12 protein-coding genes are annotated in these 14,442 nt (G+C 72.5%); 11 read left to right on the top strand and 1 reads right to left on the bottom strand.

Annotated elements, in window-relative coordinates:
- Nucleotides 1–141 precede the first annotated feature (141 nt).
- Complete coding sequence (locus tag J7E93_RS12435) at nt 142–1,092, top strand: DMT family transporter (protein ID WP_374105378.1); 951 nt, start codon at nt 142–144, stop codon at nt 1,090–1,092.
- Here the strand turns inward: J7E93_RS12435 and helR are convergent.
- Complete coding sequence (helR, locus tag J7E93_RS12430) at nt 1,079–3,238, bottom strand: RNA polymerase recycling motor ATPase HelR (RefSeq protein ID WP_215068471.1); 2,160 nt, start codon at nt 3,236–3,238, stop codon at nt 1,079–1,081. The genes J7E93_RS12435 and helR overlap by 14 nt on opposite strands.
- Before the next feature lie 340 nt (nt 3,239–3,578).
- On the opposite strand from helR, the gene J7E93_RS12425 reads away from it, so the two are divergent.
- Genes J7E93_RS12425 through J7E93_RS12380 form a run of 10 tightly spaced genes read left to right on the top strand, consistent with a single transcriptional unit; the run spans nt 3,579 to nt 14,432 of the window.
- Nucleotides 3,579–4,439, top strand: a complete 861-nt coding sequence (locus J7E93_RS12425) for a TIGR03084 family metal-binding protein (protein WP_215068469.1) — start codon at nt 3,579–3,581, stop codon at nt 4,437–4,439.
- Nucleotides 4,439–6,118 (top strand): acyclic terpene utilization AtuA family protein, encoded by a 1,680-nt coding sequence (locus J7E93_RS12420; RefSeq protein WP_215068463.1) that lies wholly within the window; start codon nt 4,439–4,441, stop codon nt 6,116–6,118. Before J7E93_RS12425 ends, J7E93_RS12420 begins: the two co-directional genes overlap by 1 nt.
- Entirely contained in the window at nt 6,115–7,722 is a 1,608-nt protein-coding gene (locus tag J7E93_RS12415) for an acyl-CoA carboxylase subunit beta (RefSeq protein WP_215068461.1), read from the top strand. The genes J7E93_RS12420 and J7E93_RS12415 overlap by 4 nt, the downstream gene beginning before the upstream one ends.
- A gap of 11 nt (nt 7,723–7,733) precedes the next feature.
- Nucleotides 7,734–9,698 carry a biotin carboxylase N-terminal domain-containing protein gene (locus J7E93_RS12410; RefSeq protein WP_215068459.1) on the top strand — a complete coding sequence of 655 codons (1,965 nt, stop codon included), beginning with the start codon at nt 7,734–7,736 and terminating at the stop codon, nt 9,696–9,698.
- Complete coding sequence (locus J7E93_RS12405) at nt 9,695–10,831, top strand: acyl-CoA dehydrogenase family protein (RefSeq protein WP_215068457.1); 1,137 nt, start codon at nt 9,695–9,697, stop codon at nt 10,829–10,831. The genes J7E93_RS12410 and J7E93_RS12405 overlap by 4 nt, the downstream gene beginning before the upstream one ends.
- Nucleotides 10,832–10,877: 46 nt before the next feature.
- The gene (locus tag J7E93_RS12400; RefSeq protein ID WP_215068455.1) at nt 10,878–12,446 is read left to right on the top strand and encodes a 4-coumarate--CoA ligase family protein; all 1,569 of its coding nucleotides are present in this window, start codon (nt 10,878–10,880) and stop codon (nt 12,444–12,446) included.
- The gene (locus tag J7E93_RS12395; RefSeq protein ID WP_215068453.1) at nt 12,443–13,150 is read left to right on the top strand and encodes an enoyl-CoA hydratase family protein; all 708 of its coding nucleotides are present in this window, start codon (nt 12,443–12,445) and stop codon (nt 13,148–13,150) included. The genes J7E93_RS12400 and J7E93_RS12395 overlap by 4 nt, the downstream gene beginning before the upstream one ends.
- Entirely contained in the window at nt 13,138–13,725 is a 588-nt protein-coding gene (locus J7E93_RS12390; protein ID WP_215068451.1) for a TetR/AcrR family transcriptional regulator, read from the top strand. Before J7E93_RS12395 ends, J7E93_RS12390 begins: the two co-directional genes overlap by 13 nt.
- Before the next feature lie 48 nt (nt 13,726–13,773).
- A complete protein-coding gene (locus tag J7E93_RS12385; protein ID WP_215068449.1) occupies nt 13,774–14,025 on the top strand; it encodes a type II toxin-antitoxin system CcdA family antitoxin in 252 nt (83 codons plus the stop codon).
- The gene (locus J7E93_RS12380; RefSeq protein ID WP_215068448.1) at nt 14,022–14,432 is read left to right on the top strand and encodes a PIN domain-containing protein; all 411 of its coding nucleotides are present in this window, start codon (nt 14,022–14,024) and stop codon (nt 14,430–14,432) included. Before J7E93_RS12385 ends, J7E93_RS12380 begins: the two co-directional genes overlap by 4 nt.
- Nucleotides 14,433–14,442: the final 10 nt, after the last annotated feature.

Genomic DNA, 14,442 nt, shown 5'->3' with positions numbered 1-14,442 from the left:
GCGTCCGGAGCATAAGCGCAGCCCAATCGGCATTTCACGTGCCGCGCGGGCGCTCGTAGCGTGAGAGTCGGAGTCCGTTTGACGAGTGCACTATCCTGGACCGAGAGTCCAGTCTGTTGAACCACGCAAGGGAGTGAGCCGGTGGACAGCCCGGTCAAGGACATCGCCGCCGTCTCCGTGCCCGAAGCGGCGGCGGCACCCGGCGGCCCCACCCGCGCGACGCGCCTCGGCCCCGTCGCCCTCGTCGTCGCCGGTGGCCTCTCCGTGCAGTTCGGCTCCGCCGTCGCCGTCCTGCTCATGCCCCGCGCGGGCGCACTCGGCGTCGTCACCCTGCGGCTGGTGCTCGCCGCGGCCGTCCTGCTGATCGTCTGCCGCCCCAAGGTCCGCGGCTACGGCCGCGCCGACTGGGGCACCGTCCTCGCCTTCGGCGCCGCCATGGCGGGCATGAACATCCTCTTCTACCAGGCCGCCGACCGGATCCCGCTCGGCGCGGCGGTGACCCTGGAGGTCCTCGGCCCGCTGATCCTCTCGGTGATCGCCTCCCGCCGGCTGATGAATCTCCTCTGGGCCGGGCTCGCCCTCGGCGGTGTCGTCCTGCTCAGCGGCGGCGGCTTCGACCGGCTCGACCCGGTGGGCGCCGCCTTCGCGCTCGCCGCGGGCGCGATGTGGGCGACGTACATCGTCTTCTCCGCCCGCACCGGCCGCCGCTTCCCTCAGGCGGACGGACTGGCGCTCGCCATGGCCTTCGGCGCCGTCCTCAGCCTGCCCTTCGGCATCGTGGAGGCCGGCGACAAGCTCCTCGTACCGTCGACGATCGGCCTCGGCCTCGCCGTCGCCCTGATGTCCTCCGTCCTCCCGTACACCCTCGAACTCCTCGCCCTGCGCCGCCTCCCCGCACCCACCTTCGCGATCCTGATGAGCCTCGAACCGGCCATCGCCGCGACCGCCGGATTCCTCGTCCTCCACCAGGCCCTGGGCGTCACCGACGCGCTCGCCATCGCGCTGGTCGTCGCGGCGAGCATGGGCGCGGTCCGCACCCAGGTCAGGGGCGCGACCCGGCCCGCGCGGGACGCCGACGTCAGGGACTCGTGAGGACGACGAGCTGCTGGGTGGCTCGGGTCATCGCCACATAGCGGTCGACCGCTCCTTCGACGCCCGTGCCGAACGACTCCGGGTCGACGAGGACGACCAGGTCGAACTCGAGCCCCTTCGACAGCTCCGGGGTCAGCGACCGGACGCGGGGCGTCGCCCGGAACGTGGGATCGCCGATGACGCAGGCGATCCCGTCGGCGTGCGCCGCGAGCCAGGTGTCGAGGACGGAGTCGAGGTCCGCGACGGATCCGTGGACCACCGGGATGCCACTGCTGCGGATGGAGGTCGGCACATTGGCGTCCGGGAGCACGGCCCGGACGACCGGCTCGGCCTCCGCCATGACCTCTTCCGGCGTGCGGTAGTTGATGCCGAGCGAGGCCACCTCGATCCGGTCGAGCCCGATCCGCTCGAGCCGTTCCCGCCACGACTCCGTGAACCCGTGCCGGGCCTGGGCGCGGTCCCCGACGATGGTGAAGCTCCGGGACGGGCAGCGGAGCAGCAGCATCTGCCACTCCGCGTCGGTCAGTTCCTGAGCCTCGTCCACGACGATGTGCGCGAACGGACCGGCGAGAGGCTCCCGGTCGGTGCGGGGCAGTGCGGTCTCGTCGATCAGGCTGTCCTGCAGGTCCCGGCCGCGCAGCATCGTCACCGCGCCCTCACCGTCGTCGTCGGCCGCGACCACGCTGTCGATGACACCGGCCATGCGCTCGCGCTCGGCGGCAACGGAGGCCTCGTGCCGACGCTTGCGCAGGGACGCCCCCGGGTCGCCGAGCCGCTGCCGGGCCGCGTCCAGGAGCGGCAGGTCGGACACCGTCCAGGCCTGGGCGTCCGCGCGCCGCAGCTTCCGTACGTCGTCGGGGCCGAGCCAGGGAGCGCACATCCGCAGATAGGCGGGTACGGACCACAGGTCGCCGACGAGGTCGGCCGCTTCGAGCAGCGGCCACGCGCTGTTGAGTGCCCCGGTCAGCTCGTCGTCGTGCAGCAGTGACCTGCGCAGCAGCTCCGGCGAGACGTCGCCGTCGTACTTGTCCAGCAGGATCGTGACCAGCGCCTCCCAGATCTGGTCGCGCGCCTCGTTGTGCGGAGTGCCCGGTTCCGGAGCTTCGAACGCCTCGGCCCAGTCGTCGGCGCTCAGCCAGATGTCGGACCAGGAGGTCGTGACCGTCATCCCCTCGGTGGGCGGCGCCTCGTAGAACCTCACGGCCTTCTCGATCGCCTTCACCATGTCCGCGGAGGACTTCAGACGGGCCACGTCCGGGTCGGACTCGATCGCCGCTGCGGCTCCCTCGGCGACGAGGTCCCGCACGGTGCAGGTCTGCACGCCCTCCTCTCCCAGGCTGGGGAGGACGTCTTCGACGTAGGCCAGGTAGGGCTGGTGCGGGCCCACGAACAGCACGCCGCCCCGGCGGTGACCGAGGCGAGGGTCGGAGTAGAGGAGGTGGGCGGAGCGGTGCAGCGCGACGACGGTCTTCCCCGTACCCGGACCGCCGTCGACGACGAGAGCGCCGCGGGACCCCGCCCGGATGATGGCGTCCTGGTCGGCCTGGATGGTGGCGAGCACGTCGCGCATCCGGGCCGACCGGTTGCTGCCCAGGCTGGCGATGAAGGCGGACTGGTCGTCGAGCGCCGCGTGCCGTTCCAGCCCGTCGGCGGTGAACACCTCGTCCCAGTAGTCGCTGATCCGGCCGCGGGTCCAGCGGTACCTGCGGCGGCTGGCCAGGCCCATCGGGTTGGCGTGGGTCGCCGCGAAGAACGGCTCGGCCGCGGGGGAACGCCAGTCGAGCAGCAGCCGACGCCCCGCGCTGTCGGTCAGGCCGAGCCGTCCGATGTACACGGGTCCGGTGCCGTCGGCGGCGACGATGTGTCCCAGGCACAGATCCAGACCGAAGCGACGCAAGGCGCGCAGCCGGCCGGTCAGCCGGTGGATCTCCGTGTCCCGCTCCAACGCCTCCCGGCCGACGCCGCCGGGCGCCCTGCGCACATCGTCGAGACGGTCGGACAGCTCGGCGATCGTCTGGTCGAGGCTCTCCGCGACGGCCGCGAAGTGCTCCTCGTCCCCGGCGATCAGCATCGGGTCCGCCTTGGGAGCCAGGTGGTCGGGAAGGTCGAACGCGCTGGTGGTCAGCTGGTTCGTGTCAGCACGCACTGAGGGGTCTCCCAATTCAGGCAGGTTCGGGCCTTGGACCAGCGATTTTGCGGGAGGACGGGGGCCTTGCCGCAAGCCCCCCTGTGCGCTATAAGTTGAGAGTGGCGAGGAGTGGGTGCTCCTCCTCCGCCCCCACTTCCCTCGGCTCTCCCCCCTCCGCTGAAACTCTTCAGCGCCCTCTCCCTCGCGCCCTCTCCCTCGCGTACGCACGACGACGCGGCACTCCGCTCCGGTGCCCTGCCTCATAATTTCAAGCAAGCGTGCTTGATTGTTTCCTGGCTCGCTGTCATGCTCCTCGGCACACGCCCGTGGTTCGCCCGTGCCCCGAGGGGAGCGCACCGTGTCCGACCCCGTCGTCGTCCTCGACGATCTGCGCAGTGAGAGCGAAGAAGTCGACCGCCTGGTAGGGGAGTTGAGCCCCGCACAGTGGGCCACGGCGACACCCGCCGCAGGCTGGACCGTCGCCCACCAGATCGCGCACCTCGCCTGGACCGACCGGGCGGCCCTGCTCGCCGCCACCGATCCCGACGCCTTCGCCGCCGAGGTCGAGAAGGCCCTCGTCGCACCCGGCACCTTCGTCGACGAGGGCGCAGAGGAAGGCGCCGCGCTCCCGCCCGCCGAGCTGCTCGCCTGCTGGCGCGAGGGGCGCGAGCAGCTTCAACAGGCCCTGCGCGAGGCGCCGAAGGGCGCCCGCTTCCCCTGGTACGGCCCGCCCATGAGCGCCGCCTCCATGGGCACCGCCCGGCTCATGGAGACCTGGGCACACGGGCAGGACATCGCCGACGCCCTCGGCGTCGTCCGCCAACCGACCGCCCGGCTCCGCCACGTGGCCTGGATCGGCGTCCGGGCCCGCGACTACGCTTATCTCGTACGGGGGCTCACGGCGCCGCCCGAGCCGTTCCGGGTCGAGCTGGTCGCCCCCGACGGCGAGGAGTGGGTGTACGGACCGGCCGAGGCGGCCCAGCGGATCACCGGGCCCGCCCTCGACTTCTGCCTCCTCGTCACCCAGCGGGTCCACCGCGACGACACCGCGCTGCGCGCCGAGGGCGAGGAGGCCGACCGCTGGCTCTCCTTCGCCCAGGCCTTCGCCGGACCGGCCGGCACCGGCCGCGCCCCCAAGTCCGCGCCGGAGAAAGCGCCCGAGCACGCGTCCGGCCCCGCACCCGGCCCCGCGTCCGGCCGCGCACCCGAGGAGGCCTAGTGGACGTCCTCCGCATCGGCAACGCCTCCGGCTTCTACGGTGACCGCTTCGACGCCGTCCGCGAGATGCTCACCGGCGGCGAACTCGACGTCCTCACCGGCGACTACCTCGCCGAACTGACCATGCTCATCCTCGGCCGCGACCGGCTGAAGAACCCGGACGCGGGCTACGCCAAGACCTTCCTGCGGCAGATGGAGGAAGGGCTCGGCCTCGCCCACGAGCGGGGCGTCAGGATCGTCACCAACGCGGGCGGCCTCCACCCCGCCGGTCTCGCCGACGCCCTGCGCGCCCTGGCGGACCGCCTCGGCGTCCCGGCGCGGATCGCCCACGTCGAAGGCGACCGGCTGCCCGCCGGGGGCGGGATCCTCGCCGCCAACGCCTACCTCGGCGGCGCCGGCATCGCCGCCTGTCTCGCCGCCGGCGCCGATGTCGTCGTCACCGGCCGCGTCACCGACGCCGCCCTCGTCACCGGCCCCGCGCAGTGGTTCTTCGGCTGGGGACCGGAGGCGTACGACGAGCTGGCGGGCGCGGTCGTGGCCGGGCACGTCCTGGAGTGCGGCACCCAGGCCACCGGAGGCAACTACGCCTTCTTCCGCGACCACGACGTGCGCCGCCCCGGCTTCCCCCTCGCCGAGATCCACCCCGACGGCACCTGCGTCATCACCAAGCACGCCGGTACGGGAGGGCTCGTCGACGTCGGCACGGTCACCGCGCAGCTCCTGTACGAGACGGCCGGAGCCCGGTACGCGGGGCCCGACGTCACCGCCCGGCTCGACACCGTACGGCTCACCCAGGACGGCCCCGACCGGGTCCGGATCAGCGGGGTACGGGGCGAGGCCCCGCCGCCCACCCTCAAGGTCGGCCGCTGCCGCCTCGGCGGTTTCCGCAACGAGGTCGTCTTCGTCCTCACCGGCCTCGACGTCGAGGCCAAGGCCCGGCTCACCCAGGACCAGATCGAGGACGCCTTCGCACGGTCCAAGTCCCGCCCCGCCGAAGTCCGTTGGGAGCTGGCCCGGACCGACCGCCCCGACGCCGACACCGAGGAGACCGCGAGCGCCCTGCTCCGGCTCGTCGTGCGCGACCCCGACCCGGAGGCCGTCGGCCGTGCGCTGAGCGGCGCCGCGATCGAGCTCGCCCTCGCCGGTTACCCGGGCTTCCATGTCACCGCCCCGCCGGGGAAGGGCGCCCCCTACGGGGTCTTCGAGGCCGCGTACGTACCGGCGGGGGACGTTCCGCACACGGCCGTGCTGCCCGACGGGACCCGGCTGCCCGTCCCCGTACCACCGCACACACGCGAGCCGGCACCGGTCGACCCGCCCCCGCTCCCCGAACCCCTGCCTCCCGGGCCCACCCGCAGAGCGCCCCTCGGGCGGGTCGCCGGTGCCCGCAGCGGTGACAAGGGCGGGGACGCCAACGTCGGCGTGTGGGTCACCTCCGACACGGCCTGGCGCTGGCTCGCCCACACCCTCACCGTGGAGCGGCTGCGCGAACTCCTCCCGGAGACCGCCGACCTGGCCGTCGTACGCCACGACCTGCCCGCCCTGCGCGCGGTGAACTTCGTCGTCACCGGCCTCCTCGGCGAGGGCGTCGCCTCCCAGGCCCGCTTCGACCCCCAGGCCAAAGCCCTCGGCGAGTGGCTCCGCGCCCGCGAACTCGACGTACCGGAGGAACTCCTGTGACCGTCCTGGCCTCCGCCCTCGACACCGGCGGACCCGACTACGCGGCCCACCGCGCCGCCATGCTCGACAAGCTCGCCGCCCTCGACGCCGAACACGCCCAGGCGCTCGCGGGCGGCGGCGAGAAGTACGTGGGCCGGCACCGGGGACGCGGGAAGATGCTCGCGCGCGAGCGGATCGAGCTGCTGATCGACCCGGACACGCCCTTCCTCGAACTGTCCCCGCTCGCCGCCTGGGGCAGCGACTACCCGGTGGGCGCCTCGATCGTCACCGGCATCGGCGTCGTCGAGGGCGTCGAGTGCCTGATCACCGCCAACGACCCGACCGTACGGGGCGGGGCCTCCAACCCGTGGACGCTGAAGAAGGCGCTGCGGGCCAACGAGATCGCGTACGCCAACCGGCTGCCGTGCATCGCGCTCGTCGAGTCCGGCGGCGCCGACCTGCCGTCCCAGAAGGAGATCTTCATCCCCGGCGGGACGCTGTTCCGCGACATCACCCGCCTCTCCGCCGCCGGGATCCCGACGATCGCGGTCGTCTTCGGCAACTCGACGGCCGGCGGGGCCTACGTCCCCGGCATGTCCGACCACACCGTGATGATCAAGGAGCGGTCGAAGGTCTTCCTCGGCGGTCCGCCGCTGGTGAAGATGGCGACGGGGGAGGAGAGCGACGACGAGTCGCTCGGCGGCGCCGAGATGCACGCCCGGGTCTCGGGCCTCGCCGACCACTACGCCGTCGACGAGGCGGACGCGCTGCGCCAGGCGCGGCGGATCGTCGCCCGCCTCAACCACCGCAAGGCGCACCCCGATCCGGTCTTCGCCGAAGGCCCGAAGTACGACGAGGACGAGCTCCTCGGGATCGTGCCGGGGGACCTGAAGACCCCCTTCGACCCGCGCGAGGTGATCGCCCGGATCGTGGACGGCTCGGACTTCGACGAGTTCAAGCCGCTGTACGGGCCGAGCCTGGTGACCGGGTGGGCCGCGCTGCACGGCTATCCGGTGGGCATCCTCGCCAACGCCCAGGGCGTGCTCTTCTCCGCCGAGTCGCAGAAGGCCGCACAGTTCATCCAGCTCGCCAACCAGCGCGACATCCCACTGGTCTTCCTGCACAACACCACCGGCTACATGGTCGGCAAGGAGTACGAGCAGGGCGGCATCATCAAGCACGGCGCGATGATGATCAACGCGGTGTCGAACAGCCGCGTACCCCACCTGTCCGTGCTGATGGGAGCGTCGTACGGCGCCGGGCACTACGGCATGTGCGGCCGCGCCTACGACCCGCGCTTCCTCTTCGCCTGGCCGAGCGCCAAGTCCGCCGTCATGGGCCCGCAGCAGCTCGCGGGTGTGCTTTCGATCGTGGCGCGGGCGAGCGCCGCCGCGAAGGGGCAGCCGTACGACGACAAGGCCGCCGAGGCGGACGCCGGGCTGCGCGCGATGGTCGAGGCGCAGATCGAGTCCGAGTCGCTGCCGATGTTCCTGTCGGGACGGCTGTACGACGACGGCGTCATCGACCCCCGTGACACCCGCACGGTCCTCGGCCTGTGCCTGTCCGCCATCCACACGGCACCGGTCGAGGGCGCGCGCGGCGGCTTCGGCGTCTTCCGAATGTGAGGCCACTTCCGATGATTTCGACTGTGCTGGTCGCGAACCGGGGCGAGATCGCCTGCCGGGTGTTCCGTACGTGCCGGGAGCTGGGCGTCGCCACCGTCGCCGTGTACTCGGACGCCGACGCCTCGGCCCTGCACGTGCGGGAGGCCGACGCGGCCGTGCGGCTGCCGGGGGCATCGCCCGCCGATACGTATCTGCGCGGCGACCTGGTGGTGAAGGCGGCGCTGGCCGCGGGCGCCGACGCGGTGCACCCGGGGTACGGCTTCCTGTCGGAGAACGCCGAGTTCGCGCGGGCGGTCGAGGACGCGGGCCTGGTCTGGATCGGCCCTCCGCCCCCGGCCATCGAGGCGATGGCGTCGAAGACGCGCGCGAAGGAACTCCTGGGGATCGCCCCGCTCACGGACGTGACGGAGGCTGACCTTCCGGTCCTGGTGAAGGCGGCGGCGGGCGGCGGCGGCCGTGGCATGCGGATCGTCCGCGACCTGGCCGCGCTCCCCGGGGAGCTGGCGGCCGCCTCGGCCGAGGCGGCGAGCGCGTTCGGGGACGGCGAGGTGTTCGTCGAGCCGTACGTCGAGAACGGACGGCACGTCGAGGTCCAGGTCCTGGCCGACGCGCACGGAACGGTGTGGGCGCTCGGCACCCGCGACTGCTCGCTCCAGCGCCGCCACCAGAAGGTGATCGAGGAGGCCCCGGCGCCCGGCCTGCCGTCCGCACTCGTCGCCGAGCTCCACGAGCGGTCCGTGTCGGCGGCGAAGGCCGTCGGCTACGTCGGCGCGGGCACGGTCGAGTTCCTGGTCGCGGACGGCCGGGCGCACTTCCTGGAGATGAACACCCGCCTCCAGGTCGAGCACCCGGTGACCGAGGCCGTCTTCGGCGTCGACCTGGTCGCCCTCCAGCTCTCCGTGGCCGAGGGCGCCCCGCTCCCGCCCGAGCCCCCGGCCCCGCGGGGCCACGCGATCGAGGCACGCCTCTACGCGGAGGACCCGGCGAGGGGCTGGGCCCCGCAGACCGGTGTCCTGCACGCGCTGGAGTTCCCCGGCGACGCGCGCGGTGTCCGCGTCGACACCGGGTACGCCTCCGGTGACGTCATCGGCGTCCACTACGACCCGATGCTCGCCAAGGTCGTCGCCCACGCCCCCACCCGCGCCGAGGCCGTCCGCAGGCTCGCGCACGCCCTGTCCCGGGCCCGGATCCACGGGCCCGTGACCAACCGCGCGCTGCTCGTCGGCTCCCTGCGGCACCCGGAATTCGCCGATCCGGACCGGCTCGACACCGGGTTCTACGAGCGGAACCTCGACGCGCTGACGCAGGCACCGCCCGGGGAGGCGTACGCCGCCGTCGCCGCCGCGCTCGCGGACGCGGCGAGGGGCGCGGGCCGGTTCGGCGGCGGATGGCGCAACGTCCGCTCCCAGGATCAGATCCGGGCGTACGGCGAGCACGAGGCGCGCTACCGGCCCACCCGGGACGGCGGCTACGAGATCACCGCGCCCGAGGGCGTCCGTGCCGTACACGTCACCCCGGGGCGCGTCCGGCTCGACGTCGAGGGCGTCGTCCGGGACTTCGAGGTCGCTCGCCACGGCGACACCGTGTACGTCGGCCCCCACCGGCTCACCGCGCGCCCCCGCTTCCCCGACCCCCGCGAACAGACCGCGCCCGGCTCGCTCCTCGCCCCCATGCCCGGCACCGTCGTCCGGGTCGCCGAGGGCCTCGCGGTCGGCGACGCGGTCACCGCAGGGCAGCCGCTCCTCTGGCTGGAGGCCATGAAGATGGAGCACCGCGTGACCGCTCCCGCCTCCGGCACCCTCACGGCGCTCCACGCCGTCCCCGGCCGCCAGGTCGAGGTCGGTGCCCTGCTCGCCGTCGTACAGGCCGACACACCGTCCGACGTACGGACCGAGGCCGTGACCGACGTACGGACCGAGGCAGGGACCGACGTACAGACCGACGCACCGTCCGATGCACAGGAGGAAGAGCAATGACCGGATCCGTCATCGAATCCCCCGAGCACACCGCCCTGCGCGCCGCCGTCTCCGCCCTCGGCCACCGCCACGGCCGCGCCTTCGACCGGGCCACGCTCTGGGCCGAGGCCGGGAAGCTCGGCTACCTCGGCGTGAACCTGCCCGAGGAGTACGGCGGCGGGGGCGGCGGCATCGCCGAGCTCTCCATCGTCCTGGAGGAGGCGGGCGCGGCCGGCGCACCGCTGCTGATGATGATCGTCTCGCCGGCGATCTGCGGCACCGTCATCACCCGGTTCGGCACCGAGGAGCAGAAACGGGAGTGGCTGCCCGGTCTCGCCGACGGCAGCCGCACCATGGCCTTCGGCATCACCGAGCCGGACGCCGGGTCCAACTCCCACCGCATCACCACCACCGCCACGAAGACGGAGGACGGCTGGGTCCTCAACGGCCGGAAGGTCTTCGTCTCCGGCGTCGACATCGCCGACGCCACGCTCATCGTCGGCCGCACCTCCGACGCCCGCACCGGCAACCTCAAGCCCTGTCTCTTCGTCGTCCCACGCGACACCCCCGGCTTCGGCCGCCGCGCCATCGAGATGGAACTCGACGCCCAGGAGAAGCAGTTCGAGCTCACGCTCGACGACGTCCACCTGCCCGCCGACGCGCTGGTGGGCGACGGGGACGCCGGGCTCCTGCAGCTCTTCGCCGGGCTCAACCCCGAGCGGATCATGACCGCCGCCTTCGCGATCGGCATGGGCCGCTACGCGCTCGCCCAGGCCGTCGCCTACGCCAAGGACCGCCAGGTGTGGAAGACCCCCATCGGCGCCCACCAGGCCATAGCCCACCCCCTCGCCCAGGCTCACATCGAGCTGGAACTGGCCAGGCTGATGATGCAGAAGGCCGCCCACCTCTACGACGCCGGAGACGACATCGGCGCGGGGGAGGCCGCCAACATGGCCAAGTACGCGGCCGCCGAGGCCTGTGTGAGGGCCGTCGACCAGTCCGTCCACACCCTCGGCGGCAACGGCCTCACCCGCGAGTTCGGCCTCGCCCGGCTGATCACGGCCTCCCGCGTCGCCCGGATCGCGCCCGTCAGCCGGGAAATGATCCTGAACTACGTCTCCCACCAGTCCCTGGGTCTCCCCAAGTCGTACTGAGAGGGGGGATTCTGTCGACCACCTTCCACCTCTCCAGGGGGCACGCATGGTGTTTCACAGCGAGTACGCGGATGTTCAGCCCGTCTCCCTCCCCATCCACGAGGCCGTCCTCGGCCGGGCCGCCGGACGCGGCGACACCCCGGCCCTGATCGACGGGGCGGGCCACCTCACCCTCACGTACGCCCAGGTCGACACGTTCCACCGGCGGATCGCCGCCGGGCTCGCCGAGGCCGGTGTCCGCAAGGGCGACGTCCTCGCCCTGCACAGCCCCAACACCGTGCTCTTCCCGGTCGCGTTCTACGCCGCCACCCGCGCCGGCGCGTCCGTCACCACCGTCCACCCGCTGGCCACGCCGGAGGAGTTCGCCAAGCAGCTCCGCGACTCCTCCGCGCGCTGGATCGTCACCGTCTCCCCCCTCCTCGAAACGGCCCGCCGGGCCGCCGAACTCACGGGCGGCATCGAGGAGATCCTCGTCTGCGACACCGCCGAGGGGCACCTCTCCCTCCAGGGCATGCTGGCGTCGACCGCGCCCGAGCCGTTCGTGGACATCGACCCCGACGAGGACATCGCCGCCCTGCCCTACTCCTCCGGCACCACCGGGGTCCCCAAGGGCGTGATGCTCACCCACACCTCGATCGCCACCAACCTCGCCCAGCTCGAACCCTTCATCCCCATGGGGCCCGGCGACCGCATCCTCGCCGTCCTGCCCTTCTTCCACATCTACGGGCTCACCGCCCTGATGAACGCCCCGCTGCGGCAGGGCGCCACCGTCGTCGTGCTGCCGCGCTTCGACCTCGACGTGTTCCTCGCGGCGATCGAGAAGCACCGCATCAACGGTCTCTACGTGGCCCCGCCGATCGTCCTCGCGCTCGCCAAGCACCCGGCCGTCGCCGAGCACGACCTGTCCTCCCTGGAGTACATCGTCAGCGCCGCCGCCCCGCTCGACGCCTCCCTCGCCGAGGCCTGCTCGGCCCGGCTGAAGCTGCCCCCGGTCCGGCAGGCGTACGGGATGACGGAGCTCTCCCCCGGCACCCACGTCGTCCCGCTCGACGCCGTGAGCCCTCCACCCGGCGCCGTCGGCAAGCTCCTGCCGAGCACCGAGATGCGGATCCTGTCCCTCGACGACCCCGGAAGGGACGCCGAGCCGGGAGTCGAGGGCGAGGTCGCCATCCGGGGCCCGCAGGTCATGAAGGGGTACCTCGGCCGCCCCGACGCCACCGCCGCCATGATCGACGCCGACGGCTGGGTGCACACGGGCGACATCGGCCGGGTCGACGAGAACGGCTGGCTCTTCGTCGTCGACCGGGTCAAGGAACTCATCAAGTACAAGGGCTTCCAGGTCGCCCCGGCCGAGCTCGAAGCCCTGCTGCTCACCCACGATGGGGTGGCGGACGCGGCGGTGATCGGGGTGTACGACGAGGACGGCAACGAGGTGCCGAAGGCGTACGTGGTGCGTCATCCGGGCACGACGGACCTGTCGGCCGACGACGTCATGGCCTTCGTGGCCGAGCGGGTCGCCCCGTACAAGAAGATCCGACGGGTGGAGTTCATCGACGCGGTGCCGAAGGCGGCGTCCGGGAAGATACTCCGCCGTGAACTGAGGGAGCGCGAATGAAGGTGGAGCGCGGCATCGCCACGGTGACCCTGGACTCTCCGGAGAACCGCAACGCGCTCTCCGCGGCGCTCGTCGCCGAGCTCGCGGAGGCGCTGACGGCCTGCCGGAAGGACCCGGCGGTCCGGGCGGTGGTCCTGACCCACACCGGGACGACGTTCAGCGCGGGAGCGGACCTCAAGGCGCCGCCCAGTCCGTACACCTTCGTGGCGCTGCTGCGGCAGATCGTGGAGCTGCCGAAACCGGTGGTGGGGGTGGTGCGGGGCCACGTACGGGCCGGCGGGCTCGGCCTGCTGGGCGCCTGCGACATCGTGGTGGCCTCCCAGGCGGCGGACTTCGCCCTGACGGAGGTACGGATCGGGGTCGCGCCGGCGGTCATCTCGCTGACGCTGCTGCCGAAGCTGGAGCAGCGGGCGGCGGCCCGCTACTACCTGACGGGCGAGCGTTTCGGTGCGGCGGAGGCGGTCCGCATCGGCCTGGTGACCGCCGGTGAAGAGGCCCTCGACGGAATCCTCGACGGGCTGCGCAAGGGCTCCCCGCAGGGGCTGGCCGAGTCCAAACGCCTGGTCACGGCTAAGGTCCTGGAGACCTTCGAGCGGGACGCGGAGGAGCTGGTGCAGCGCTCCGCGTCGCTGTTCGCCTCCGCGGAGGCGCGCGAAGGGATGACGGCCTTTTTCGAACGACGGGATCCCGAATGGGTGTGGTGACCCAGCCGAAGCAGCCCAAGCAGGACCGCAGCCGGGTGACCCGGCAGCGGCTCCTGGAAGCGGCGGTGTCCTGCCTGGCCGAACGCGGCTGGGCGGGCTCCACCGTCTCCGTGGTGGCCGAGCGCGCCGGGGTCTCGCGCGGGGCCGCCCAGCACCACTTCCCGACCCGGGAGGACCTCTTCACGGCGGCGGTCGAGTACGTCGCGGAGGAACGCTCCCACGCCCTGCGCGCCCTCCCGGCCGAGAACCGCCGCGAGGTCGTCGCCGCCCTGGTCGACCTCTACACGGGCCCTCTGTTCCGGGCGGCGCTCCACCTGTGGGTGGCGGCCTCGAGCGAGGAACAGCTGCGCGGCCGGGTCACCGAACTGGAGGCCCGCGTCGGCCGCGAGTCCCACCGCATCGCGGTGGAACTCCTGCGCGCCGACGAATCCCTCCCGGGCGTACGCGAGACGGTCCAGGGCCTCCTCGACATGGCCCGCGGCCTGGGCCTCGCGACCCTCCTGACGGACGACCGGGCCCGTCGGGAGCGGGTGGTCGCCCAGTGGGCCACTCTTCTGGACGAAGCGCTGAGCTGAAACGTCTCTGCATACTCCAGATATGCATCCTGGCGGTACGCTTTTCACATGGCCGAGACGACCCGCATCACGGTGACCATCCCCACCGCACAGGTGGAGCTGATGAAGAAGCTGACGGACAACGTGTCCGCCTATGTGGCGGACGCGGTGGCCCGCCAGGTCAGACACCACCTGCGCGAAATCGAGTTCGCGCGGTACGAGGAGGAGCACGGCGCCCTCACCGACGAGGACATGGCGGCCGCCTACGCCCGCATCGCCGAGGTCATGAACCCGGACGATTCCATGGAGCGGGCCGCATGAAATCCAGCCTCCGCGTCGAGACGCTCGTCCTGGACTCGGAAGGGCTCTCCGCGTGGATCGCGGCGAAGGATCCGAAGACCACGGCACTCCTCAAAGCGTTCGACGCCATCGGTGCCGAGTTCGTCGTGTGCGCCAACACCATCGTCGAAGTGATGCATGCCAAGGTGAACCTGCCGCGGCTGGACTGGCTCCTCGCCCGCACCAAGGTGGAACCCGTCACGGAGCAGTCGGCACGGGCCGCCGCCAAGCTCCTCAAGGCCACCGGCCTGCACGGGCACAAGTACGCCATCGACGCCACGGTCGCCGAGATGGCCATGCGTCAGCCGGGCCCGGTCGTGATGCTCACCCCGGACGTCGACGACATGGCCCGCCTGTGCGGCGACAAGGTGCGCCTCATGCCCCTGTGACCGGCGCCAC

Origin of the sequence: Streptomyces sp. ISL-36, from assembly GCF_018614205.1 — a bacterium.
Lineage (GTDB): Bacteria > Actinomycetota > Actinomycetes > Streptomycetales > Streptomycetaceae > Streptomyces.
This window is presented reverse-complemented; position numbering and strand designations above follow the sequence as displayed.